Annotated in this window: 22 protein-coding genes; 12 read left to right on the forward strand and 10 right to left on the reverse strand. The window is 64.3% G+C overall.

The genetic code is table 11. The features are described from left to right. The first annotated feature begins 46 nt into the window (after positions 1–46). Together xseA and BKA07_RS14585 are read left to right on the forward strand one after the other, a co-directional pair. Positions 47–1,342, forward strand: a complete 1,296-nt coding sequence (gene xseA / locus BKA07_RS14580) for an exodeoxyribonuclease VII large subunit (protein WP_167951526.1) — start codon at positions 47–49, stop codon at positions 1,340–1,342. Positions 1,343–1,405: 63 nt separating this feature from the next. Beyond that, a complete protein-coding gene (locus tag BKA07_RS14585) occupies positions 1,406–1,645 on the forward strand; it encodes an exodeoxyribonuclease VII small subunit (protein WP_167951527.1) in 240 nt (79 codons plus the stop codon). Positions 1,646–1,662: 17 nt separating this feature from the next. Here the strand turns inward: BKA07_RS14585 and BKA07_RS14590 are convergent, their stop codons facing one another. Beyond that, a complete protein-coding gene (locus tag BKA07_RS14590) occupies positions 1,663–2,232 on the reverse strand; it encodes a DUF4245 family protein (protein WP_245161962.1) in 570 nt (189 codons plus the stop codon). 209 nt (positions 2,233–2,441) lie between these two features. On the opposite strand from BKA07_RS14590, the gene glpX reads away from it, so the two are divergent. The 3 genes from glpX (at position 2,442) to BKA07_RS14605 (ending at position 5,805) form a co-directional block, all read left to right on the forward strand. Continuing rightward, positions 2,442–3,566 carry a class II fructose-bisphosphatase gene (glpX, locus tag BKA07_RS14595; RefSeq protein WP_167951529.1) on the forward strand — a complete coding sequence of 375 codons (1,125 nt, stop codon included), beginning with the start codon at positions 2,442–2,444 and terminating at the stop codon, positions 3,564–3,566. A 97-nt stretch (positions 3,567–3,663) separates the two neighbouring features. Next, positions 3,664–4,290, forward strand: a complete 627-nt coding sequence (locus BKA07_RS14600; protein WP_167951530.1) for a carbonic anhydrase — start codon at positions 3,664–3,666, stop codon at positions 4,288–4,290. A 111-nt stretch (positions 4,291–4,401) separates the two neighbouring features. Further along, complete coding sequence (locus BKA07_RS14605) at positions 4,402–5,805, forward strand: class II fumarate hydratase (protein WP_245161963.1); 1,404 nt, start codon at positions 4,402–4,404, stop codon at positions 5,803–5,805. Between the two features lie 79 nt (positions 5,806–5,884). On the opposite strand, the gene phoH2 is transcribed toward BKA07_RS14605, so the two are convergent. Beyond that, on the reverse strand, positions 5,885–7,192 hold the full coding sequence (phoH2, locus tag BKA07_RS14610; protein ID WP_167951532.1) for an RNA 5'-3' helicase PhoH2: 1,308 nt from the start codon (positions 7,190–7,192) through the stop codon (positions 5,885–5,887). A gap of 177 nt (positions 7,193–7,369) precedes the next feature. Beyond that, positions 7,370–8,131, reverse strand: coding sequence for an isoprenyl transferase (locus BKA07_RS14615; protein ID WP_167953258.1), 762 nt, complete (start codon positions 8,129–8,131; stop codon positions 7,370–7,372). A gap of 171 nt (positions 8,132–8,302) precedes the next feature. On the opposite strand from BKA07_RS14615, the gene trhA reads away from it, so the two are divergent. Further along, positions 8,303–9,088: a PAQR family membrane homeostasis protein TrhA gene (gene trhA / locus BKA07_RS14620; protein ID WP_167951533.1), complete on the forward strand. Its 786-nt coding sequence runs from the start codon at positions 8,303–8,305 to the stop codon at positions 9,086–9,088. A gap of 10 nt (positions 9,089–9,098) precedes the next feature. Here the strand turns inward: trhA and BKA07_RS14625 are convergent, their stop codons facing one another. Together BKA07_RS14625 and mca are read right to left on the reverse strand one after the other, a co-directional pair. Then, positions 9,099–9,470, reverse strand: a complete 372-nt coding sequence (locus BKA07_RS14625) for a hypothetical protein (RefSeq protein WP_245161964.1) — start codon at positions 9,468–9,470, stop codon at positions 9,099–9,101. Next, positions 9,467–10,456, reverse strand: coding sequence for a mycothiol conjugate amidase Mca (gene mca, locus BKA07_RS14630; RefSeq protein WP_167951534.1), 990 nt, complete (start codon positions 10,454–10,456; stop codon positions 9,467–9,469). The genes BKA07_RS14625 and mca overlap by 4 nt, the downstream gene beginning before the upstream one ends. 124 nt (positions 10,457–10,580) lie before the next feature. Here mca and BKA07_RS14635 point away from each other — a divergent pair, with 124 nt between their 5' ends. Further along, on the forward strand, positions 10,581–11,006 hold the full coding sequence (locus tag BKA07_RS14635) for a DUF4307 domain-containing protein (RefSeq protein ID WP_209043986.1): 426 nt from the start codon (positions 10,581–10,583) through the stop codon (positions 11,004–11,006). Positions 11,007–11,200: 194 nt separating this feature from the next. After that, complete coding sequence (greA, locus tag BKA07_RS14640; protein WP_167951535.1) at positions 11,201–11,695, forward strand: transcription elongation factor GreA; 495 nt, start codon at positions 11,201–11,203, stop codon at positions 11,693–11,695. 94 nt (positions 11,696–11,789) lie between these two features. Here greA and BKA07_RS14645 read toward each other — a convergent pair whose 3' ends face one another. Beyond that, positions 11,790–13,142 (reverse strand): AI-2E family transporter, encoded by a 1,353-nt coding sequence (locus BKA07_RS14645; RefSeq protein WP_167951536.1) that lies wholly within the window; start codon positions 13,140–13,142, stop codon positions 11,790–11,792. 65 nt (positions 13,143–13,207) lie between these two features. Here BKA07_RS14645 and BKA07_RS14650 point away from each other — a divergent pair, with 65 nt between their 5' ends. From BKA07_RS14650 to BKA07_RS14660, 3 genes are all read left to right on the forward strand, one after another. Continuing rightward, positions 13,208–14,176 (forward strand): SGNH/GDSL hydrolase family protein, encoded by a 969-nt coding sequence (locus BKA07_RS14650; protein ID WP_342449084.1) that lies wholly within the window; start codon positions 13,208–13,210, stop codon positions 14,174–14,176. Next, positions 14,173–14,841: a Maf family protein gene (locus BKA07_RS14655; RefSeq protein ID WP_167951537.1), complete on the forward strand. Its 669-nt coding sequence runs from the start codon at positions 14,173–14,175 to the stop codon at positions 14,839–14,841. The genes BKA07_RS14650 and BKA07_RS14655 overlap by 4 nt, the downstream gene beginning before the upstream one ends. A gap of 123 nt (positions 14,842–14,964) precedes the next feature. Then, on the forward strand, positions 14,965–16,773 hold the full coding sequence (locus BKA07_RS14660) for an acetyl/propionyl/methylcrotonyl-CoA carboxylase subunit alpha (RefSeq protein WP_167951538.1): 1,809 nt from the start codon (positions 14,965–14,967) through the stop codon (positions 16,771–16,773). Positions 16,774–16,791: 18 nt separating this feature from the next. On the opposite strand, the gene BKA07_RS14665 is transcribed toward BKA07_RS14660, so the two are convergent. From BKA07_RS14665 to BKA07_RS14680, 4 genes are all read right to left on the reverse strand, one after another. After that, positions 16,792–18,075, reverse strand: a complete 1,284-nt coding sequence (locus tag BKA07_RS14665) for an RNA polymerase sigma factor (protein ID WP_167951539.1) — start codon at positions 18,073–18,075, stop codon at positions 16,792–16,794. Beyond that, positions 18,075–18,416, reverse strand: coding sequence for a YciI family protein (locus BKA07_RS14670; protein ID WP_167951540.1), 342 nt, complete (start codon positions 18,414–18,416; stop codon positions 18,075–18,077). The genes BKA07_RS14665 and BKA07_RS14670 overlap by 1 nt, the downstream gene beginning before the upstream one ends. 117 nt (positions 18,417–18,533) lie before the next feature. Continuing rightward, positions 18,534–19,952, reverse strand: coding sequence for an NAD(P)H-quinone dehydrogenase (locus BKA07_RS14675; protein WP_167951541.1), 1,419 nt, complete (start codon positions 19,950–19,952; stop codon positions 18,534–18,536). Between the two features lie 118 nt (positions 19,953–20,070). After that, positions 20,071–20,625 carry a gamma carbonic anhydrase family protein gene (locus BKA07_RS14680; RefSeq protein WP_167951542.1) on the reverse strand — a complete coding sequence of 185 codons (555 nt, stop codon included), beginning with the start codon at positions 20,623–20,625 and terminating at the stop codon, positions 20,071–20,073. 382 nt (positions 20,626–21,007) lie between these two features. Here BKA07_RS14680 and BKA07_RS14685 point away from each other — a divergent pair, with 382 nt between their 5' ends. After that, on the forward strand, positions 21,008–21,256 hold the full coding sequence (locus tag BKA07_RS14685; RefSeq protein ID WP_009884680.1) for a WhiB family transcriptional regulator: 249 nt from the start codon (positions 21,008–21,010) through the stop codon (positions 21,254–21,256). Positions 21,257–21,433: the final 177 nt, after the last annotated feature.

Below are 21,433 nucleotides of genomic sequence, written 5' to 3' on the forward strand. Positions count from 1 at the left end.
ATGTCACCACCGTTCGTTAAGGTGGTGGTTTGGAAGGGGACACAACATGGCGCAACGAATTTCCGGCACTCCCGGGACCCTCGGCGAAGCGGTCGATGCTCAGGAGCTGGCCCCGACGGCAGCGGAGACGACTGCGGAGAACCCGTGGCCCCTGAGCCTGCTGTCGAGCAAGATGAAATCCTATATCGATCGCATGTCGAGCGTCTGGATCGAAGGCCAGGTCGTCGAGCTCAATCATCGTGGCAAGGCAAGCTATCTGACCCTGCGCGACTCCGACGTCGAGATGTCGCTGCCGGTTCAGATCTGGAAGAACGTCCTCGAGCGCACCGGTGCGCCATTGTCCGAAGGCAGCCATGTCGTGGCCAATCTCAAGGCTGATTTCTGGGCGAAGACCGGGCGCCTGACCATGCGCGCCAACGATATCCGCGCTGTCGGCCTCGGCGAACTCCTCGCCCGGCTCGAACGGCTGAAGAAGCAACTCGGTGCGGAGGGTCTGTTCGATCCCGGCCGCAAGAAGCGCCTGCCGTTCCTGCCCAACCGCATCGGACTCATCACCGGCAGGGACTCCGACGCGCAGAAGGACGTCGTGCGCAACGTCCACCTGCGTTGGCCGGCCGCCGATTTCGAGATCCGCAATTGCGCGGTCCAAGGGCCGGATGCCGTTCCTGGGGTGATGAAGAAACTGGCCGAGCTCGACGACGATCCGCAGATCGACCTCATCGTCATCGCCCGAGGCGGCGGCAGCATGGAGGACCTGCTGCCGTTCTCCAATGAGGCACTGGTGAGAGCCGTTTCCGAGGCCAACACAGCCGTCGTCTCCGCAATCGGGCACGAAGCCGACCGTCCGATCCTCGATGAGGTCGCGGACATGCGGGCCTCGACACCCACAGACGCTGCCAAGCGCATCGTGCCCGATGTCGCCGAAGAGTCGATGAACGTGCTGCGTGCACGCGCGGAGCTCGAGGCCGCCGTCAATCGGATCATCGACCGGGAGCAGGAAATGCTCACCGCAGTGAGATCACGCCCCGTCCTCGCCGAACCCCAGACCATGGTGGCCGCACACGAGGATCAGCTCCGTCTGATCCGGCGCCGCAGCCTCCAGGCCACCACCACACACGTCATGCAGGGACAGACCGAGATCAACCATCTGCGGTCGCAGGCCCGCTCGCTCTCTCCCCTGCGCACCCTTGAACGTGGTTATGCCGTGGTCCAAAGCGATGACGGTCATGCCATCAGAGACTCGGCCGACGTCAGCACCGGCGCCGGTGTCCACATCCGTGTCGCTCAAGGACGCTTCGACGCCGAGGTGACATCAGTACAGCACAGCACCGACAGTGCCTGACTGCCGGGCCTCCACCAGTTCCAGACCCAGACATACTCGATCAATCTCACTAAGGACGCAATCATGACAGAGCCAGCAACCCAGCAGAACCAAGCCGACATCAGCTCTCTCAGCTATGAGCAGGCTCGTGAAGAGCTGGTCGGAATCGTCAAACGCCTCGAGGCGGGCAACCTGCCCCTCGAAGAGTCACTGAGCATGTGGGAGCGGGGCGAAGCCCTGGCCGATCGGTGCCAGGGCTGGCTCGATGGCGCACGCGAACGTCTCGATCAGGCACGAGACGAATCCTCAGATGACGAGGAGTGACACGATCGTCAGCTGAGTCAGTTCAGCTGCTCTGCCACCTGCTGGGCGAATGAGTTGATGGCCTCAGGAGTTGCGATCGCGGTGATGACGACGAACGTGTCGCCTTTTCCGGTCACCCAGTATTCCTTGGCGTCTTCGGTGCGATAGATCTGGAAGTCGGAACCGCCGACGGTCACTGTCTCCGCAGCAACCGCCTCGTCGACCTGGTTCTCTGCCCAGTTCTCGCTTGCCTTGGCCTGATCGATGCTCACCCATTGGCGTTCCGTGCCGACGAAGGACATGTACCAGGAGACGTAGTCGGAATCGCCCACGCGGTCCAGACCCGCCTCATTGGAGGTCCACCCGCTCGGAATCTCGGGCACGACGAGGTCGAAGTCGGCGCTGTCCTGGGACTGTTCCGCGATCGCCTGATAGTCGACCACGCGTTCGGAGTCGACCTCGGGTTGCGGAGCGATCAGCAGAACCACCACGACGACGGCAAGGCAGGCCAGAATCGCAATGATCATATTGACCCAATTCGAGTTCTTCCGCAGGAAGCGCATCTCTTCCCTGGATCCCGGGAGCATCACTCCGGACTCGTCGGCCATTGGCTCTCCCTTGGTACGGGCATCCGCGTCTGTCACAGGCGCCTGCGTTCCCACAACGTCGGTATCGGATTGGACATTCACATCGCTATTGTCCTCGTGGTTGGCTCCGAGGGCCAATCCTGGGCGCAGGGCTATGCGGCAGGACGCCGCGACGACTCGGATTCGTCCCGATGTTCGCGCCGAACGTGCGGGGTGGCACAATTGGACTCATGAGCGACCCCAATGAATCTGCTGACGTGAAATCTCATCATGACCGTGGCCGAGTGGACGCCGAGGCTCCTCCCGTTGCCGTGACGGATATCTGGTCCCAGAAGGCGCAGGTCGGAGCCGACGCTCCCGACCGCAACCTTGCACTCGAGCTCGTCAGAGTCACCGAGGCGGCCGCCATCGCCGCTGCCCCATGGGTCGGCCGCGGCGACAAGAACGCCGCCGATGGAGCGGCGGTCGCAGCGATGCGCAATGTCATCTCCACCGTCCGCATGGCCGGACGAGTCGTCATCGGCGAAGGCGAGAAGGATGAGGCGCCGATGCTCTTCAACGGTGAGCAGATCGGCGACGGTGAAGGCCCCCACTGCGATGTCGCCGTCGATCCGATCGACGGAACTCGCCTCACTGCTCTCGGCATGCCGAATGCGATCTCGGTCATGGCCGTCACCGAAGACGGTGCCATGTACGACCCGTCAGCAGTGTTCTACATGGAGAAGCTCGTCACCGGCCCCGCTGCCGCCGACGCTGTCGATCTGCGCCTGCCCATTGCGGAGAACATCCGCCGTGTCGCCAAGGGCAAGGGCACGAACGATCCGGCCTCTGTCACCGTGATGATCCTCGACCGCCCGCGCCACCAGAAGATGATCGATGAGATCCGCGCCGCAGGAGCCCGCATCCAGCTCATCTCCGACGGCGATGTCGCCGGTGCCATCGCCGCCTGCCGCCCCGGAACCGGAGTCGACATGCTCATGGGCATCGGCGGCACTCCCGAAGGCATCATCACCGCATGCGCGATCAAGGCGCTGGGCGGCGTCATCCAGGGCCGGCTGTGGCCACAGGACGACTCCGAACGCGAAGCCGCAGCCGCGGCCGGACTCGACATCGACCAAGTGCTCAACACCGACGACCTCGTCACCGGCGACAACAGCTATTTCGTGGCCACGGGCATCACCAACGGCGACCTGCTCCACGGAGTGAAGTTCGACGGCGGCCACGTCACCACTCACTCACTGGTGATGCGCTCGAAGTCCGGGACCGTGCGCTCCGTCTTCGCCGAACATCAGGCAGCGAAGACCCATTCGTACGTGGAAGCCGCTGAGGAGGCTGCCCGCCGCGGGCTCATCTGAGTCCAGCCCTCTGATAGCCACGGCCGATCGCGGTCGAATTCGGATTCCGCCGATTTCGGCCCCTTGGCCTCGTCAACCGGAAGTAGGTAGTTCGCTGATGCCCAATCAGGCATGGAACCGTCTGTTGGAAGGCAACCGTCGATTCGTCGAGGATACCCCGCACCATCCGAACCAGGACACTGCCCGTCGTGAGGCGCTGTCGAATACCCAGACACCGTTCGTCTCGCTCTTCGGCTGCTCCGACTCGCGAGTCGCGGCGGAGATGATCTTCGACGTCGGCCTCGGCGACATGTTCGTCGTCCGCAACGCCGGACAGGTCGTCGATCCCGTGACGCTCGGGTCACTCGAGTACGGCGTCGAGATCCTCGGCACACCGCTGCTGGTCGTGCTCGGTCACGACAGCTGCGGAGCGGTGACTGCCGCATACGACTCCTACGACTCCGGAGAGACGCCCCCGGGATTCATCTCCGACGTCGTGGCGCGGATCCTGCCCACCGTGGCCAGAGCCCGGAAGAACGACCGCACGACCGTCAATGCGACCGTCGCCCAGAACACGATGGACACTGTCGAGAAGATCATGCAGCTCTCAGCCATCATCTCCCGCGCGGTCGACGAGGGCCGCCTCATCATCGTCGGGCTGACCTACCAGCTCCACGACGGCCGGACCACGGTCGTCGCACAGCACGGAGGCGATGAGGACGCGGTCTCGACCTACGCCTCCTGAATCGAGGCCGCCCGAGCCCGGCCCGATTCGGCCGACACCGGCACGCCTCCCGCGGCAACCACAGACACAGTGACAGACACCCCCAGACACACCATGTCGGAAAGGACAACCATGAGCGAAGAATTCCGCATCGAGCACGACACCATGGGAGAGGTCAAGGTTCCCAAAGATGCCCTGTACAGCGCACAGACTCAGCGCGCAGTGCAGAACTTCCCGATCTCGGGCAAGACTCTCGAGTCGGCGCACATCGCCGCCTTGGCACAGGTGAAGAAGGCCGCGGCGAAGGCCAATCACGAACTCGGCGTCCTCGACTCCGACCGGGCCGAAGCCATCCAGACCGCCGCCGACTCCGTCATCGCCGGTGAATACGATGCGCACTTCCCCATCGACGTGTTCCAGACCGGGTCGGGCACCTCGTCGAACATGAACACCAATGAGGTTCTCGCTTCCCTGGCGAGCCAGGCGCTCGAAGCCAAGGGCATCGACGTTCACCCCAATGACCATGTCAACGCCTCGCAGTCCTCGAACGACGTCTTCCCCACCTCTGTCCACGTCGCCGTCACCAAAGCCCTGGTCAACACATTGGTCCCGGCAATGGAGACGCTGGCGTCCTCGCTGGAGAAGAAGGCCGAGGAGTTCTCCTCGGTCGTCAAGTCCGGTCGTACCCACCTCATGGATGCGACTCCCGTGACCTTGGGTCAGGAATTCGGCGGTTACGCCGCGCAGGTCCGCCACGGCGTCGAACGCATCCTGGCCTCCCTGCCGCGCGTGGCCGAGGTACCTCAGGGCGGGACGGCCGTCGGCACCGGCATCAACACGCCGGATGGGTTCTCCGGGCGCGTCATCTCGCTGCTCGCCGACGAGACCGACCTTCCCATCACCGAGGCACGCAATCACTTCGAGGCGCAGGCCAACCGCGACGGGCTCATCGAGGCCTCGGGCCAGCTGCGCACGATCGCCTACGGCTACATGAAGATCTGCAACGATCTGCGATGGATGGGCTCGGGACCGAATACCGGCCTCGGCGAAATCGCCATTCCGGATCTGCAGCCCGGATCCTCGATCATGCCCGGCAAGGTCAACCCCGTCATCTGCGAGGCCACGATCCAGGTCGCGGCGCAGGTCGTCGGCAACGACACGACAGTGGCGCTGTCCTCGACCAACGGCGCCTTCGAACTCAACGTCGGCATCCCCGTCATGGCCTCGAACCTGCTCGAATCCATCCGCCTGCTCGCGAACTCGTCGACGGTGATGGCGGAGAAGATGATCGACGGGCTCCAGGCCAATGAGGAACGTGCCCGCTTCCTCGCCGAGGCGAGCCCCTCCATCGTGACGCCGCTGAACAAGGTCATCGGCTACGAATCGGCGGCGAAGATCGCCAAGCACGCCGTAGCCAACAAGATGACGGTCAAGGAAGCCACGATCGACCTCGGCTTCGTCTCGGACGGTTCCATCTCCGAGGCTGACCTCGACAAGGCGCTCGATGTCACCACGATGATCGGTGACTACAGGTAAGACTCACCGGAGAAGGGCCCGGTCGCAGGAGATATCATCCTGCGACCGGGCCCTTTCGCTCTCGCCGATGGCGCGGGGGTCAGGAACGGAAGGGATCGAACTCCTCGAGCACATCGGTGACCAGCGCCGCGATCTCCGAGCGCTCCGACCTGGTCAGCGTCACATGGGCGAAGAGGTCGTGTCCCTTGAGCTTCTCGATCACCGCCGCGACACCGTCGTGGCGAGACACTCGGAGGTTGTCGCGCTGAGCCACATCGTGTGTGAGCACTACCTTCGAATTCATGCCGATGCGTGAGAGCACGGTCAGCAGCACATTGCGCTCCAGGGACTGCGCCTCATCGACGATGACGAACGCGTCGTGCAGAGACCTGCCCCGGATGTGGGTGAGGGGAAGCACCTCGAGCAGGCCCCGGTCGACCACCTCGTCGATGACGTTCTTGCTGACCAGCGCTCCGAGGGTGTCGAAGACCGCCTCGCCCCAGGGGTTCATCTTCTCGCCCTCGCTGCCCGGCAGGTATCCGAGGTTCTGGCCGCCGACGGCGTAGAGCGGGCGGAAGACCATGATCTTCGAGTGCTTGTTCTCCTCGAGCACCTTCTGCAATCCCGCCATGAGAGCGAGTGCGGACTTCCCCGTTCCGGCTCGCCCTCCCATGGACACGATTCCCAGCGCATCGTCGAGGAGCATATCGATGGCCACTCGCTGCTCGGCAGACCGTCCGTGAACGCCGAAGATGTCCCGATCACCGCGCACCAGAGACACCCTGTTGCCGGACCGGACACGGCCGAGCGCCGAACCACGCGGTGAGGTGATGACGACTCCGGTGTTGACGATCTCATCGGCCACGGCCGAAGTCCGCGCCCATCCCTGGTCGTAGAACTCTGACATCTCCTCCTCGTCGAGTGACAGCTCGCTCATACCGGTGAAACCCGATTCCGTGGCGAGTTCGGCCAAGTACTCCTCGGCCTGGAGCCCCAGCGCCGACGCCTTCACGCGCATCGGCACATCTTTGGTCACGACCACCACATCATGGCCTTCGGCGGCGAGATTCCTGGCGACCGCGAGGATGCGCGTGTCATTCTCCGTGCGGTCGAAGCCGATCGGCATCGTCGATGCGTCGACGTGGTTGAGCTCGACCCGCAGCGTCCCACCGGAATTTCCGACGGGGATCGGCTCGTCGAGCCGGTCGTAGTCGGAACGGAAGTCGTCGAGGATGTGGAGGGCTTTGCGTGCAGTGAAGCCGAGCTCCGAATGGTTGCGTTTGGCTTCCAGCTCCGAGACGACGACCAGCGGAATGACGAGATGGTGTTCTGCGAACCTCAACAAAGCACCCGGATCGGACAGAAGCACCGAGGTGTCGAGAACGTAGGTGTGAACATGTGCGGTCATGAGGACCCCTGTGGCGTGAGTACCGCCGAGATCCGAGTCCTGACATCCCCCGATCTCGGGTTGGTGTCGACCAACTACTGCCAACCTAACCCGCAAACAGCGTGCCGTGGGCAACGGCACGCGCGTCCGGGGAAGTCGTCGCCGTGAACTTCGTGTGAATGGCCGACAGCGGTGAATCTATTTGCCGAAGCGTCGCTGCCGCAGTCCGTAGTCGCGAACCGCGCGCAGGAAGTCCGTGCGCCGGAAATCCGGCCAGTACGCTTCGCAGAAGTAGAACTCCGAGTAGGCGCTCTGCCACATGAGGAAGCCCGACAGCCGCTGCTCGCCCGAGGAGCGGATGATGAGATCGGGGTCCGGCTGCCCTTTGGTGTAGAGATGCTCGCCGATCTGCTGCGGTGAGAGTTCGGAGATGATCGTCTCCAGGTCGGTGCCGTCGTCGGTGCGTGTGCGCAGCAGCGACTTCACGGCATTGACGATCTCCTGTCGTCCCCCGTAGCCGACGGCGACGTTGACGCGCATCGCACAGTCTCCCACCGACGTGACCGCTTCCAGCCGGGCCCGCAGACCCGGAGGCAGGATGTCGAGGTCACCGACCAGTTGGACCCGAACGCCTTTGAGGGCTGCGATCTTCTCGACGAGGTCGGAGATGATCTCGATGAGGACAGCGACCTCCTCGGCGGACCTGGCAAGGTTCTCCTTGGACAGGACGTAGAGCGTGACGATGTCGACGTCGATCTCATCGCACCAGCCCAGGAACTCGACGATCTTCTCGGCGCCGGCGCGATGGCCGTCGGCAGTGGTGGCCCCGAACTCCTTCGCCCAGCGCCGGTTCCCGTCGGTGATGACGCCCACGTGCCGCGGCACTGGAACCGATTTGTCGAGCTCGCGCAGGAGTCGCCGCTCATAGAGTCGGTAGAGCAGGCTCACCGGTCGCGCCACACTGTCCTCTTTCACACATTCATCTGCCGGTCGGTCCGAACACCATACAGAGTACTATCCCGACGACCCCGTGTTGCCTGCGGCGTCCCGAAGCCTCAGGCCCGTATCGCTGTCATCACCATTTCACAGCACTTTGAATGATCCCTCAGCTGAGGTCGATATCCTGAGACCATGAATGCATCAGTCACTGAACCATCCTCAGCCGGTTCCGAAGGTCAGAGGTCAGTCGACTCCGAACCGATTGCGGAACCGCGCGCGAGCTACCCTGTCCACATCGCCCGCAGGCGCTCCGCACTGAGGCGCGAGCTGAGCAAACTGGCCGGGCAGGTCAAGCCCAAACTGCGTGGTTGGTTCCACGCCTTTGCCTTTCCCCTCGCAATGCTCGGGGGCCTGGCGCTCGTCATCATCTCACCCACGATCGAGTCCCGGATCGCCGCAGCGATCTTCGCCGTCACAGGCATGCTGCTCTTCGGAACCTCCGCCGTCTACCATCGCGGTCGCTGGCGGACGCGGGCCCGACTGATTCTGCGACGGCTCGACCACGCCAACATCTTCCTCATCACCGCGGGAACCTATACGCCTCTGGCCGTGCTCACCCTGCGTCCGGACCAGACGATCCTCCTGCTGTCCGTGCTTTGGGGCGCGGCGATCCTGGGAGCCGCCTTCCGCACCATCTTCACAACCGCGCCGAGGTGGCTCTTCGTTCCCATCTACGTGGGCTTCGGCATCGCAGGCGTCGGATACATCCCCCAGATCTGGGCGAGCTACCCCGCCGTGGGCATCCTCGTAGTGACCGGCGGTATCTTCTACATCGCCGGAGCAGTGATCTACGGGATCAAGAAACCGAATCCGTCACCGAAATGGCTCGGCTTCCATGAGATCTTCCATATCCTGACCATCGGAGGCTACGGCTGCCACCTCGCGGCCCTCCTCGTCGCGGCGGTGGCCGCCTACTGACCGGGTCGACTCAGTCCTGCGACCGGGCCCGTCCGGTCTGCTCGGAGTCGTCGGGCACAGACCCGGAGGCGTCGGACTCGGCCGGCTGGGCGCCGGAGGCATCGGTTTCGGATGTCGTCGACGTCTTTTCGCCGCTCTGCGCGGACTCCCCCGAGAGCTTCGACTGATTGGGCACCGCGTGCTTGCGCAGCGGGATCGGATAGGCGTCATCGGCCTGAGAGCGTGCACGGACTCGACGCACTCGCCTGAGAGCGTCACGGATGAGGAAGACGACGATGATGACGATCAGCAGGGTCGCCAAGAAGCCGATCGTACCCGGGGTCACGAGGTCGGGATCGGGCCCTTCGCTCGGAGTCGCACCCTGCGCCGCTGCCAGAATCATGCGCTCTCACCTGCCGCTCCCTCGTCGTCGTTGTCGGGTGCCGCAGGCAGCATGCCCTGAGCAGGCACCTTGCGGCCGTCGTCCATGGTCACCGAAGCGAAGAGATCGGTCTCTTGGAAGTCGACGCCGGGCGTGAGCGGAGTCCGACCGGTGTTGTCGATCGCGAGCTCGAACTCCTCTGTCGGCCAGTACGTTCTCGCGGCCTTCCGCGAAGCCGAGAAGAATCCCCCCTCGGGGTCGATCTGAGTGGCATGGGACAGGAGTGCACGGTCACGGGAGGCGAAGAACTCTCCGCAGTCGATCCGCGTGCTCAACCAGTTCACTCGCTGCGCATCGCGCTTCTTGAAGTCCTCGATGTGGTCGGCGAAGGGAGATTCGAGGCCGGCTTCGGTCATCTTCTCGTGGATCGTCACCCACTTCTTCGCCGACAGGTCCTGATTGTAGTAGACCTTCTCGACGCGCCAGGGTTCGCCGAGTTCCGGGTACCGATCCGGATCGCCGGCGACATCGACCGCAGCCATGGTCACGGCATGGTTCTTGATGTGATCGGGATGGGGGTAGCCGCCCAGTTCGTCATAGGTCGTCACGACCTGCGGGCGGAAGGTGCGGATGATGTGGACCAGCGGCAGCATGGCGACCTCATCGGGCACACGGTAGAAACATCCGGGAGGGGTCTGATTGTCGAAGTCTCCGTCCGGCAGACCCGAATCGACGTGACCGACCCACACGTGCTCGGCGCCGAGGGCGGCCGCGGCCGTCGCCATCTCCTCGCGGCGCAGGCCCGCGATGTCGCGGGTGGCCTTCGGGCTCTGCAGAAGTGCCGGGTTGAGGATGTCTCCGGCTTCGCCACCGGTCATGGAGGCGATGAGGACACGCGCCCCGAGGGAGGCGTACTTCGCGCTCGTGGCCGCACCTTTCGAGGATTCGTCGTCCGGATGAGCGTGCACCGTCAGCAGACGCAGTCCATGGTACGGAAGCGAAGTCATGTTTCGTATGTCCCTTTCGATTCAGCCTGGTGACGTTCCGCTTCCTGCACGATGGCTGAAATGATCGCAGGAGACGGATCGACTACTCTAGATTAGTGCGCGATGTACGTAGATGAGGAATTCAATGACTGAGGTAACAGTGGACAGACCACTGCACGATGATCGATACGGTCGGATCCGCGAACCCAAACGGCGTCTGGGTCGCAACGCCAAGATCATCGCCGGAGTCATCATCGCTGCCCTGATCGTCGCGATTGCGTTCGTGGCCTTCCGCCCGCAGACCACCCCCACGACTCCCAAGACCCTCGATTATTCAGTTGTCGACTCTTCGTCAACACAGGTCACAGTGGCATTATTTCCCGACCGGGATCGAGATGTTCACTGCATCGTCCAGGCGACGAACGAGTACGAGGCCGTGGTCGGCTTCACCGAGGTCACTCTGCCCGCCGACTCGGACGCAGACCCCCACTCCCCCAAGAAGATGAACATCGACCTGGCCACGACTCAGCTCGCCGCGTCCGGCCACGCCGATTCCTGTTGGTTCGAATAGGCTGCACCGGCGACACGATGCCCGGCGGAACAGCCCGGCGGCGACAACGGATGTAGACACGCGTGACAGAGATCATCGTTTTCGCGTGCAGATGCGTTAGACTGTAGGTTCATTCAACATCCGGGCGTACCCAACGCCCGGTTTTTCGTTGCCTGACGCGCCTGTCAGTGCACCGAACCGAAGAAGGAGAAGTCATGACCGAGGATGTCACTCAGGAAGAGACATGGTTGACCCAGGAAGCCTTCGACCGACTGTCGCAGGAACTTGAACACCTCTCCGGACCGGGACGGGCAGAGATTGCTGAGAAGATCGAAGCCGCCCGGGACGAGGGTGACTTGAAGGAGAACGGCGGCTACCACGCGGCGCGCGAGGAACAGGGCAAGCAGGAGGCACGCATCCGCCAGCTCGAGGTGCTGCTGCGTTCCGCGAAGGTCGGGTCCAGCGACAGCGACGGCAAGACCGTGTCCCCCGGCTCCGTCGTGACCGCGAAGGTCGCCGGAAACGAGATGCGCTTCCTGCTGGGCAGTCGTGAGATCGCCGGCGATTCGGACATCGACGTCTTCTCGGAGAAGTCCCCGTTGGGTGACGCCGTGATCGGCGTCTCCGTCGGCGAGAAGACGAGCTACGAGGCGCCCAACGGCAAGGAGATCACGGTCGAGGTCAAGGACATCGAACCGTTCTCCGGCTGATCCTCCAGCCCCGCGCGGGGCGAAGTCGCAGCCATGAATGACGAAGTGGGCGGGTGATCATCACCCGCCCACTTCGTCATTCACTGCGCCGGAATCAATCCGGTCTGCCCCGCTCCGCGGAGTCATCGGACTCCTCGACCGCCGATTCGTCGATGGCGGTGTCGAGTTTCCCCTTGGCTCGCTCCAGCACGGCCGAGGCTTCGTCCGCGTCCTCGTCGTCCGAGCCGTGCGGCCCCTTGGCCCGCGAGACGTAGGTGACGACCGTATTGAGGACAGCGACCATCGGGACCGCGAACAGGGCGCCGACGATGCCGAACAGGAAACCGCCGCCGGTCACCGCCAGGATCACTGCCAGAGGATGGACCGAGACGGCCTTGCCCATGAGGAAGGGCTGCAGGATCTGGCTCTCGATCTGCTGGACGCCGATGACCACGGCCAGCATGATGATGGCGCTGACCAGTCCGTTCGAGACCAGTGCGACGAGCACGGCCACGACGCCCGAGGCGATCGCACCGACGACGGGGACGAACGAGGCCAGGAACACGAGCACCGTCATCGGGATGACCAGCGGCATGCCGAGGAACGCGGCACCGATGCCGATGCCGATGGCGTCGACGGCCGCCACGAGGACCTGCACACGCACGTACTGGACGAGCGTGGTCCATCCGCGCTCCGAAGCTCCGGTGGCGATGGGCTGAGCGGGGAGGGGCAGCAGGCGCATCGCCCAGCGGAAGATCTTCTCACCGTCGTAGAGGAAGAAGAAGGTCGCGAACAGGCACACCGCTGCGCCTGTGAGGAAGGTGCCGACCGATGAAGTCGCCTGCCAGGCGCCGCCGAGCAGTTGGGAGCTGTTGTTCTGGAAGAAGTTCGTCGCGGCATCGATCGATTCTTTCATGTAGCCCGAGAGCGTCGTGGAGTCGAGGCCGAAGGGCCTCGTGGCCAACCAATCGCTGATTCCCGACACGCCTGCGATCACCTGATCGACGAGGTCCGGCATCCCGGAATAGATCTGCTGCCCGACGAGGGTGAAGAGACCGGAGACGATGATGAGGAATCCGAGGAAGGCGATGAGAGCGGCGACCACTCGCGGCACGCCCCTCTTGGCCATCCAGTTCGTGAACGGCGCCAGGAGCGCGGCGAGCAGAAGGGCGATGAGCACCGGCAGGACGACGCTCGAGATCTTCGCCAGCAGCCAGAAGGCGACGCCGATGGCGACGAGCACCACAATCGAACGCCAGGACCAGGCGGCGGCGAGTTTGAGGCCGGGTGAGACATACGGCACCGCTTCGGCTTCGATGCGGCTGTGTGCGATCTCCTCGGCGCTGGCGTGCCGTTTGGGCTCAGTCTGGTCGGAGGTCTCGGGGCGGCTGTCTTCACGACCCCTGCGGAACGCGTTCCAGGCACCACGGAAGCGGCTCGGGGATTGCTTCTTCTCATTGTCGGACATGACTCAACAATAGTTGTTGCGGGACTCGTATCAGTGCAATGATGACGCTAAAAGGAGGGAATTTCGTGGGAAAGCGCATGTTGTACACCCTGGCCACCATGACCGGAACGGCCCTGGGTGTCGGAGCATCGGCCGTCGGTCTCCTCCGTCATCAGGCCGGTGCTCTGCGCAGAGCGTTCGACGATGACGCCCAGCGTTCGTATTCCACCTTCGCCGAGGCGGTCGCTCCCCCACGCAATCACGACGATGAGGACTCCGCCACGCTTGCGATCATCGGCGATTCCTGGCTGTGCGGAATCGACGTCGAGGACCCCGCTTCGGCTCCTCCGAACCTCATCGCACGAGGGCTCGGGCGCATCCTCGGCACTACCGTTCGGGTCCAATCCACTGCGCGGCCTTCGGCGCTGTCGGAGGATCTGCCGCGCCAGGTCGACGAGATCCTGCGCTCCGCGTGGCTGTCCCGTCAGCTCTCCGAGTCCTGGACCGATGAACGCCGGTTCGCGATCATCTCCATCGGCACCGGCGACATCATCCACCCCATCCACGGGACCATCGGCATCCCCGTACTCACTCAGGCGATCAATCGTCTGCAGCGCGAAGGGCGGTACACGGTGTTCGTCCTCGTCTGCCCCAACCTCGGCGGCCTGCCGGGTCTGCGGGATCCGCTCAAGACCTCCCTGCGTCGGACTTCGCGGGTGCTTGCCGGATCACAGTGGCTGGCCGCGCTGTCCTCCCGCGCCACGCCGCTGCGGGCGACCGGTGCGCTGACCGGGACCACCAGGAAGTCCCTGCTCAACGAGTCCGGCCGCTTCCCCAGCACCCTCGGCTACGCGCAGCTGTCCTCGACCGTCCTGGCCGCAATCGCCGATCGCATCGAAGCCCCGGTCGAGGTCGACCGCAGCCTCGACATCCCCGAAAAGGGGGAAAGCGCCCGCAGAACCGATCTTGCACCCGGGCCCGAGACAGGTCTTGCACCCGGCGCCGAAACAGAGTCCGGGCACTCAGCCGCCCTGGAGACCGAGGGCGCCTCGTGATCCCGGTCGTCCTGGCCTCGCAGTCGCCTGCCCGCAGACAGATCCTCACAGCATCCGGCATCGATCCCCTCATCGTCGTCTCGAAGGTCGACGAGCACGCGATCGAAACCGCCTTCTCCGGCACGGTCGCCGATCTCACCACGAACCTGTCGGAGGCCAAGGCTCGCGCGGTCGTCGACCGGACTCTCACCTCGCCGCCGCCGACGCTGGACGAGGCAGACACAGTCGTCGTCCTCGCCGGGGACTCACTGCTCGAACACGCCGGTCGGCCGATCGGTAAACCGGGCACCGCCGAACGCACCCGTGAGGTCTGGGCGTCCATCGCCGGCGACTGGACCTCTCTGCACTCGGGGCACACGCTGGCCGTTCTCCAGCGCACCGACGGGCCGTCGGCGAACCTCGAGCTCGTCGACATCCGATCCAAGCGCTCGACGACTTCGGTGCTCATCGGGACGCCGACGCCCGAGGAGCTCGAGGCCTACATCGCGACCGAGGAGCCCTTCCACGTCGCGGGTGCCCTGACGATCGACGGCTATGGCGGAGCGTTCGTCGATCGTCTCGAGGGCGACCATCTCACCGTTCTCGGGCTCAGCCTGCCGGTGGTCCGTGATCTCGTTCGAGAGGCGGGCCTGTTCTGGCCCGATCTGTGGTCTCCACGCGAGTAGAATCGATCAGGGCGAGCGGACACGCCCGATACCTTTGAAGTTTCCTGCCGAAGTTTTTGTCGCTTATCGACAAACGCTTGGTGTCGATCTCTAAATTGTTCTGTGATCATACAAAGGAGCGTCATGACCACAGTTCTCCCCGTACCGTCGACAGCACCGTTGCACACCAGTGTCCCCACGGCTGCCGTGCGCCGCGTCCTCATCGCCAATCGCGGTGAGATCGCCCTGCGCATCATCCGCGCGGCCCACGACCTGGGAGTCAAGGCCGTCGCCATCTACACGCGTGCGGATTCGGATGCCGATTTCGTCAGCCTCGCCGATGACGCCTGGCTCCTCGACGGCAACGGCCCCGGGGAGACCTACCTCGACATCGACAAGATCCTCGCCCTGGCGAAGCGCTCGGGAGCCGATGCGATCCACCCCGGGTACGGCTATCTGGCCGAGAACGCATTGTTCGCTCAGGCGGTCATCGATGCCGAGCTCACCTGGATCGGCCCTCCCCCGTCGGCGATCGAGCTCCTCGGAGACAAGTCCGGAGCACGTGAGGTCGCCGAGGACGTCTCCGCTCCCGTCGCCCCCGGGTCCGACGGTGCCGTCGCGGATCTGGCGGAGGCCGCTGAGGTGGCCCAGCGGGTCGGCTATCCCATCGTCATCAAGGCCGTCCACGGAGGCGGTGGACGCGGTTTCCGCGCCTGTGCCTCGGCCGATGACCTCGAGGGCGCCTACACCGCTGCGACCCGTGAGGCGCAGAGCGCCTTCGGACGCGGCGAATGCCTCATAGAGAAGCAGATCGTGCGGCCCCGCCACATCGAGACCCAGTGCCTGGCCGACGCCCACGGCGATGTGCGGGTCCTCTCCACCCGTGACTGCACCCTGCAGCGTCGGAACCAGAAGATCGTCGAAGAAGCGCCGGCGCCGTTCCTCAGCACCGAACAGGAGCGCATCGTCTCCGAAGCCTCCGTCCGGATTCTGGCTCATGTCGGGTATGTCGGCGCAGCCACATGTGAGTTCCTCCTCGGCACCGACGGGACGATCATCTTCATGGAGGCCAACGCGCGGATCCAGGTCGAGCACACCGTGACCGAAGAGGTCACAGGAGTCGACCTGGTGGCCTGGCAGCTGCGGATCGCGTCGGGAGGCCAGCTGCCGGAATCCTTCCCTCCGGTGCGCGGTCACTCGATCCAGTTCCGGATCAATGCCGAAGACCCGAGCACCTACTTTCCTGCCACCGGCACCGTGAAGAACCACCGTGCTCCTGCGGGGCCCGGCGTGCGCCTGGACTCGGGAATCGGCGAGGGCAGCGTCGTCGGAACCGACTTCGACCCGATGCTCGCCAAACTCATCATCACAGGAGCCGACCGGAACCAGGCGCTGGCGCGCGCTCGGCGTGCCCTGGACGAATATCGCATCGAGGGGGTATCGACCCTGCTCCCCCTCCACCGCGTACTCGTCGCAGAGAAGGCCTTCGCCGAAGACTTCGAGGTCTGGACCGACTGGCTCGAGACCACCTTCGTCAATCCACTCGCCGAACCGCAATCAGGAGATCACATGAGCACAGCAACCGACAGCTTCAGTGTGGTGGTCGAGGTCGATGGCCGCCGGATGACCGTTTCGGTCCCCAAGGACGTCATCTCCGACCTGGGACATGTTCCCAGCCCGAGTGTGCCGCGGCGAAAGCGCAGCCTCAGCCGCAGAGGTGCGCAGCTGGCCGACGACTCGAACTCGCTCAATGCTCCGATGCAGGGCACGATCGTGTCCGTAGCCGTCTCCGCCGGTGACACCGTCGAGGCCGGCGACACCCTGGCCGTGATCGAGGCGATGAAGATGGAGCAGCCTCTCAAAGCCGGTCATTCCGGCACGGTCTCCGAAGTGCTCGTCGACACCGGCACCTCCGTGCGGTCGGGAGAGCCGATCGTCCGCTTCGCCGCCTGAGGCCGGAGGGAGTCCGGTTCAGGTGAAGAGTTCCCTGATCCGGGTTTCGATGTAATCCGACTCCGCGTCGTTTCCCGGGCACTCCAGAGCCTGTCGGAAAGCCGCCTCGGCGTCGCTGGGCATCCCTGACTCCCGCAGCGTGATGGCCCGTGCGATGTGGAAGGGACGGTATCCTTCCAGCCACGGGTCCGTCATCAGGTGGTCAAGGGCGGCGAGCCCGGCCCTCGGCCCCTTCGCCTTCCCGGTCGCGACGGCCCGATTCAATGCCACCACGGGGCTCGGGTCCATTCGTGCGAGGATGCCGTAGAGCGCCAGGATCTGCTTCCAGTCCGTTTCCGCGTAGGTCGCTGCCTCGGCGTGCAGTGCCGCTATCGTCGCCTGCACGGTGTAGGGGCCTGCCCCTGCTTCCCCCGCGGCGGTGAGCGCCAGTCCGAGCCCTTCGGCGATGAGCATCGAATCCCACAGCCTTCGGTCCTGCTCGGCCAAGGGCACCGGTGTCCCATCGGTGTCGGTGCGTGCCCCTGCGCGCGCCTGCGTGAGCAGGAGCAGCGACAGCAGTCCCCTGGCCTCGGTCTCATCGGGCAGGAGACCGACGAGCAGACGCGCCAACCGCACCGCCTCCTCCTGCAGATCGGTCCGATTGTGCTCGCCTCCACCCGTGGGAATGAATCCCTGGGTGAAGATGAGGTAGACGACGCGCAGGACGCCGGGCAGACGCTCGGGCAGCTGCTCGTGAGTGGGCGCGCCGAAGGGGATCCCCGTCGCCGAGATCCGCCTCTTGGCCCTGACGATCCGCTGCTGCATCGTCGCCGTGCCGACGAGGAAGACAGCCGCGACCTCGACCGTGCTCAGACCGGCCAGACAGCGCAGGATGAGGGCAATCCTCTCGCGCTCCTCCAACGTCGGGTGGGAGCAAGTGAAGAACAGACCCAGGCGTTCGTCCGGTATGCTCGCGGTGCTCAGCTCCTCGCCGAGGCGGTCCGCATGGTCGATGTGATCACCGCCGCTGGAAGCGGACTCGATTCTGAGTCGGGCGAGCCGGCGTGCTCTGACGGCATCAGATCGGAGGACGTCGAGTGCCCGATGCTTCGCCGCGGTCATCAGCCAGGCCTGAGGGTTGCTCGGCACACCCCGTTCGGTCCACGTCTCAAGGGCTCTGGCCAAGGCCTCCTGGAGAGCATCCTCGGCGAGATCGAGGTCGTGGAATCTGTTCGCCAGAGCCGCCAGCAGACGCCCGCCATCCTCCACATCGATTGTGTGGAGGAGTCGGGCGGTCGCCTGCGGGTCGGCGTCGGAGTCCATCAGTAATCGGCCACCGGCCGAATCTCGATGTGCCCGAACGAGGCGCCCGGACTCTTCTTCGCCCAGGCGATCGCTTCATCGATATCGGTGACGTCGATGACGTAGCTGCCGCCGACGAATTCCCCGCTCTCAGCGAACGGACCCGATGTCACGACCGCGTCGGTGCCCGTATTGCTGACCCTCACACCGTTCTCGGCCCCGTCGAGGGCGAATCCTCCGACGACGATTCCGGCCTCGTTGATCTCCTGGTCGAAGGCCATGAAATCACTGGGATCCGGACCCTCATCAGCACCGCATTCGGCATCGGCGACATTTCCCATGAGCAGAAGTGCGTATTTCATTTCTCTCTCCTTGCGTCAGGTGTGGCCAGCCTGTGCTGGTCACGTCAAGCGAAGGCGCTTGACACTATACTGACGGGTGAGCGAGAGCGATATCGACAGTTGGGTCGGAAAACTTTTCTACAGGTGGCGGTGCAGCTGCCGTGACGCTTCGGTCAGCGATCCGCTCACGGACGGGTAGACGACGAACGAGGCGGAGAGCTGATCGACGGTCAGACGGTTCTCCACGGCCATCGTGATCGGCAGGATGAGTTCGCTGGCCCGGGGACCGACGACGACGCCACCCAGGATCGAGCCCGAACCTCGACGGGCGAAGAGCTTGACGAAGCCGTCCTTGATGCCCAGCATCTTGGCGCGCGGATTTGTGTCCAGCGGCAGCATCACCGTGTCGATGTCCGTCGAGTTCTCCCGGTAGTCCTGCTGGGTGAAACCGACGGTCGCAATCTCCGGGGCCGTGAACACGTTCGATGCGACATGACGCAGCTTGAGGGGCTGCACGGCATCACCGAGGGCATGGAACATCGCGATTCGCCCCTGCATCGCGGCTACCGATGCCAGTGGGAGCACGCCGGTGCAGTCGCCGGCCGCATAGACGCCCGAGCGTGATGTGCGGGAGACGCCGTCGACCTTGATATGCCCGGAGTCTCTGACCTTGATCTTCGCGGCCTCCAACCCCAGCTCCTCGGTGTTCGGGATGGAGCCGACCGCCATGAGGCAGTGTGAGCCTTCGACCCGGCGGCCGTCGGACAGGGTCACCTCGACGCCGTTCTCCGTCCGAGTGACCGAGTCGGCACGAGAACGGGAGAGGACGTTCATTCCCTTATTGCGGAAGACGAACTCGAGCACATCGGCGGCGTCCTCGTCCTGACCGGGCAGCACCTTGTTGCGGGACGAGACGAGAGTGACGTCGGTGCCCAGCGCGCAATATGCCGAGGCGAACTCAGCTCCCGTGACACCGGACCCGACGACGATCAGGTGCTCGGGCAGCTCATCGAGATCGTAGAGCTGAGTCCACGTGAGGATGCGTTCGCCGTCCGGCTTCGCCGAGTCGAGTTCACGCGGGTGCGACCCCACAGACAGCAGAATCGTCGAGGCCTCGAGCGTGTACTCGGTGCCTCCGTCCTCGACGACGTCGACATGGTCACGGTCGGCCAGGGTCGCGGTTCCCTGGATCACCTTGACGCCTGAGCGGACCAATGAGGCGTAGATGTCATTGGCCTGGGCGTCGGCCAGGGCGAGGATGCGCTTGTTGACAGCCTCGAGGTCAGCCACGACGGTCTCGCTGTCATCGCCCTCGCTGTCGTAGATGCGGATGCCCAGCCCGTCGGACCGGGTGATCTCATCCATCATCTCAGCCGTGGCGATGAGTGATTTCGACGGAACCACATCGGTGAGGACAGCCGCCCCACCGCAGCGGTTGCGCTCGATGAGCATGACGTCGGCACCCAGTTGGGCAGCGACCAGTGCGGCTTCGTACCCGCCTGGTCCACCGCCGATGATGACGACTCGATCTGCAGTGGATTCAAAATCAGTGTTCACAGAGCAATCCTCTCAAATAGCAGACGACAGGGCGAATGATCCGCCGTCGCGCGGGGCTGCGACGCGTCGGCTCCAGGTCCCTGCTCCGCCCCCTGTCCTTGTGAGCCGAGACCGTGGGTCAGAGGTCGTCGAGGACCTCGGCCGTGTCCCGATGGAGGGCCGAGAGACGCAGGTAGGACCGGGCGTTCTGGCGCACCTTCTCGACGCCCTCGTCGTTCATCTCCCGACGCACCTTGGCCGGAACCCCGGCGACCAGCGACCGCGGAGGAATCTCGGTGCCCTCGAGGACGATGGCGCCGGCAGCCACGAGCGACTCGGCGCCGACGTGGGCATCATTGAGGACCGTGGCATGCATGCCGATGAGGACGTCGTCGTCGACTTCTGCTCCATGAACCAGCGCCTGGTGGCCCACCGAGACCCGGGACCCGATGACGACGGGCTTGCCTTCGTCGGTGTGCATCACGGTGTTGTCCTGCACGTTCGTATCCTCGCCGATGGTGATCGGAGCGGTCTCTGCCCGCAGCACACACCCGTAGAAGACGCTGGCGCCCTTCTTCACGACGACATTGCCCACCAAGGTGGCACCGGCGGCGATGAAAGCACCGGGATCGACCTGCGGGGTGTGCCCGCCGACCGAGATGATGCGCGCCCGGGAAAGGTTGTCCGTGGTCATGAGCCCTCCATTGGTTCTCGTGATTGATTCTCGTGGTTGGTTCGTGGTGTTCCCGTTCTCGAGACCGACCTGGTCCCCGGCGTCGGCAAACCGACACCGGGGCGACCGGTCTCTTCATCGTCAGTCTAGCCATGACCCCGCACCTCTTGAGACGGTGGCCCGGCCATGCTGCAGGCCTGTCGCTGCGACGTGCAGGACGCATGGTGGACGAATTTGCGTCACTGGGCCTATAGCAGGACAATGAGAAAAATATTTGTCAGAAATTTCACACTGCATTACCCTTGTGTGCCCAAAACGGTTATGTGAACCTTGGGTAAGAGAGTTGCGCGTCTGGAATTCGGGCGTTGCACACCGCGTTCACTTAATTCGTCGAAAGGTCACCATGGATTGGCGACATCGTGCAGCATGCCTCAATGAGGACCCAGAACTGTTCTTCCCGATCGGAAACACCGGTCCCGCTCTGCTCCAGATCGAAGAGGCCAAGACTGTCTGTCGCCGCTGTGAAGTAGTCGAGACCTGCCTGCAGTGGGCACTGGAATCCGGCCAGGATGCAGGCGTCTGGGGTGGGCTCAGCGAGGATGAGCGCCGCGCACTCAAGCGCCGCGCCGCACGTGCCCGTCGGGCCGGCTGAGTCCTTCACGCCGACTGAGGCCTTCAGCGGCCAGAGACGCTCGGTCGCACATTGAGTCCCTTGCTCGTAGTACGAGACATTCGTATTACGAGCAAGGGACTCAATCATGTCTGCGTAAGGCCGAGCTCCTCATACCTCGGCGCGCAATTCATATTGCCGCGCGGCGCACAATTCAAC

Origin of the sequence: Brevibacterium marinum (assembly GCF_011927955.1) — a bacterium.
GTDB classification, from domain to species: Bacteria; Actinomycetota; Actinomycetes; order Actinomycetales; family Brevibacteriaceae; genus Brevibacterium; species Brevibacterium marinum.

Bases quoted from the DNA above. Each gene is read 5' to 3' on its own strand.
- xseA (WP_167951526.1), top strand. From the start codon at position 47: ATGGCGCAACGAATTTCCGGCACTCCCGGGACCCTCGGCGAAGCGGTC.
- BKA07_RS14585 (WP_167951527.1), top strand. From the start codon at position 1,406: ATGACAGAGCCAGCAACCCAGCAGAACCAAGCCGACATCAGCTCTCTC.
- BKA07_RS14590 (WP_245161962.1), bottom strand. From the start codon at position 2,232: ATGGCCGACGAGTCCGGAGTGATGCTCCCGGGATCCAGGGAAGAGATG.
- glpX (WP_167951529.1), top strand. From the start codon at position 2,442: ATGAGCGACCCCAATGAATCTGCTGACGTGAAATCTCATCATGACCGT.
- BKA07_RS14600 (WP_167951530.1), top strand. From the start codon at position 3,664: ATGCCCAATCAGGCATGGAACCGTCTGTTGGAAGGCAACCGTCGATTC.
- BKA07_RS14605 (WP_245161963.1), top strand. From the start codon at position 4,402: ATGAGCGAAGAATTCCGCATCGAGCACGACACCATGGGAGAGGTCAAG.
- phoH2 (WP_167951532.1), bottom strand. From the start codon at position 7,192: ATGACCGCACATGTTCACACCTACGTTCTCGACACCTCGGTGCTTCTG.
- trhA (WP_167951533.1), top strand. From the start codon at position 8,303: ATGAATGCATCAGTCACTGAACCATCCTCAGCCGGTTCCGAAGGTCAG.
- BKA07_RS14625 (WP_245161964.1), bottom strand. From the start codon at position 9,470: ATGATTCTGGCAGCGGCGCAGGGTGCGACTCCGAGCGAAGGGCCCGAT.
- mca (WP_167951534.1), bottom strand. From the start codon at position 10,456: ATGACTTCGCTTCCGTACCATGGACTGCGTCTGCTGACGGTGCACGCT.
- BKA07_RS14635 (WP_209043986.1), top strand. From the start codon at position 10,581: ATGACTGAGGTAACAGTGGACAGACCACTGCACGATGATCGATACGGT.
- greA (WP_167951535.1), top strand. From the start codon at position 11,201: ATGACCGAGGATGTCACTCAGGAAGAGACATGGTTGACCCAGGAAGCC.
- BKA07_RS14645 (WP_167951536.1), bottom strand. From the start codon at position 13,142: ATGTCCGACAATGAGAAGAAGCAATCCCCGAGCCGCTTCCGTGGTGCC.
- BKA07_RS14660 (WP_167951538.1), top strand. From the start codon at position 14,965: ATGACCACAGTTCTCCCCGTACCGTCGACAGCACCGTTGCACACCAGT.
- BKA07_RS14665 (WP_167951539.1), bottom strand. From the start codon at position 18,075: ATGGACTCCGACGCCGACCCGCAGGCGACCGCCCGACTCCTCCACACA.
- BKA07_RS14670 (WP_167951540.1), bottom strand. From the start codon at position 18,416: ATGAAATACGCACTTCTGCTCATGGGAAATGTCGCCGATGCCGAATGC.
- BKA07_RS14680 (WP_167951542.1), bottom strand. From the start codon at position 20,625: ATGACCACGGACAACCTTTCCCGGGCGCGCATCATCTCGGTCGGCGGG.
- BKA07_RS14685 (WP_009884680.1), top strand. From the start codon at position 21,008: ATGGATTGGCGACATCGTGCAGCATGCCTCAATGAGGACCCAGAACTG.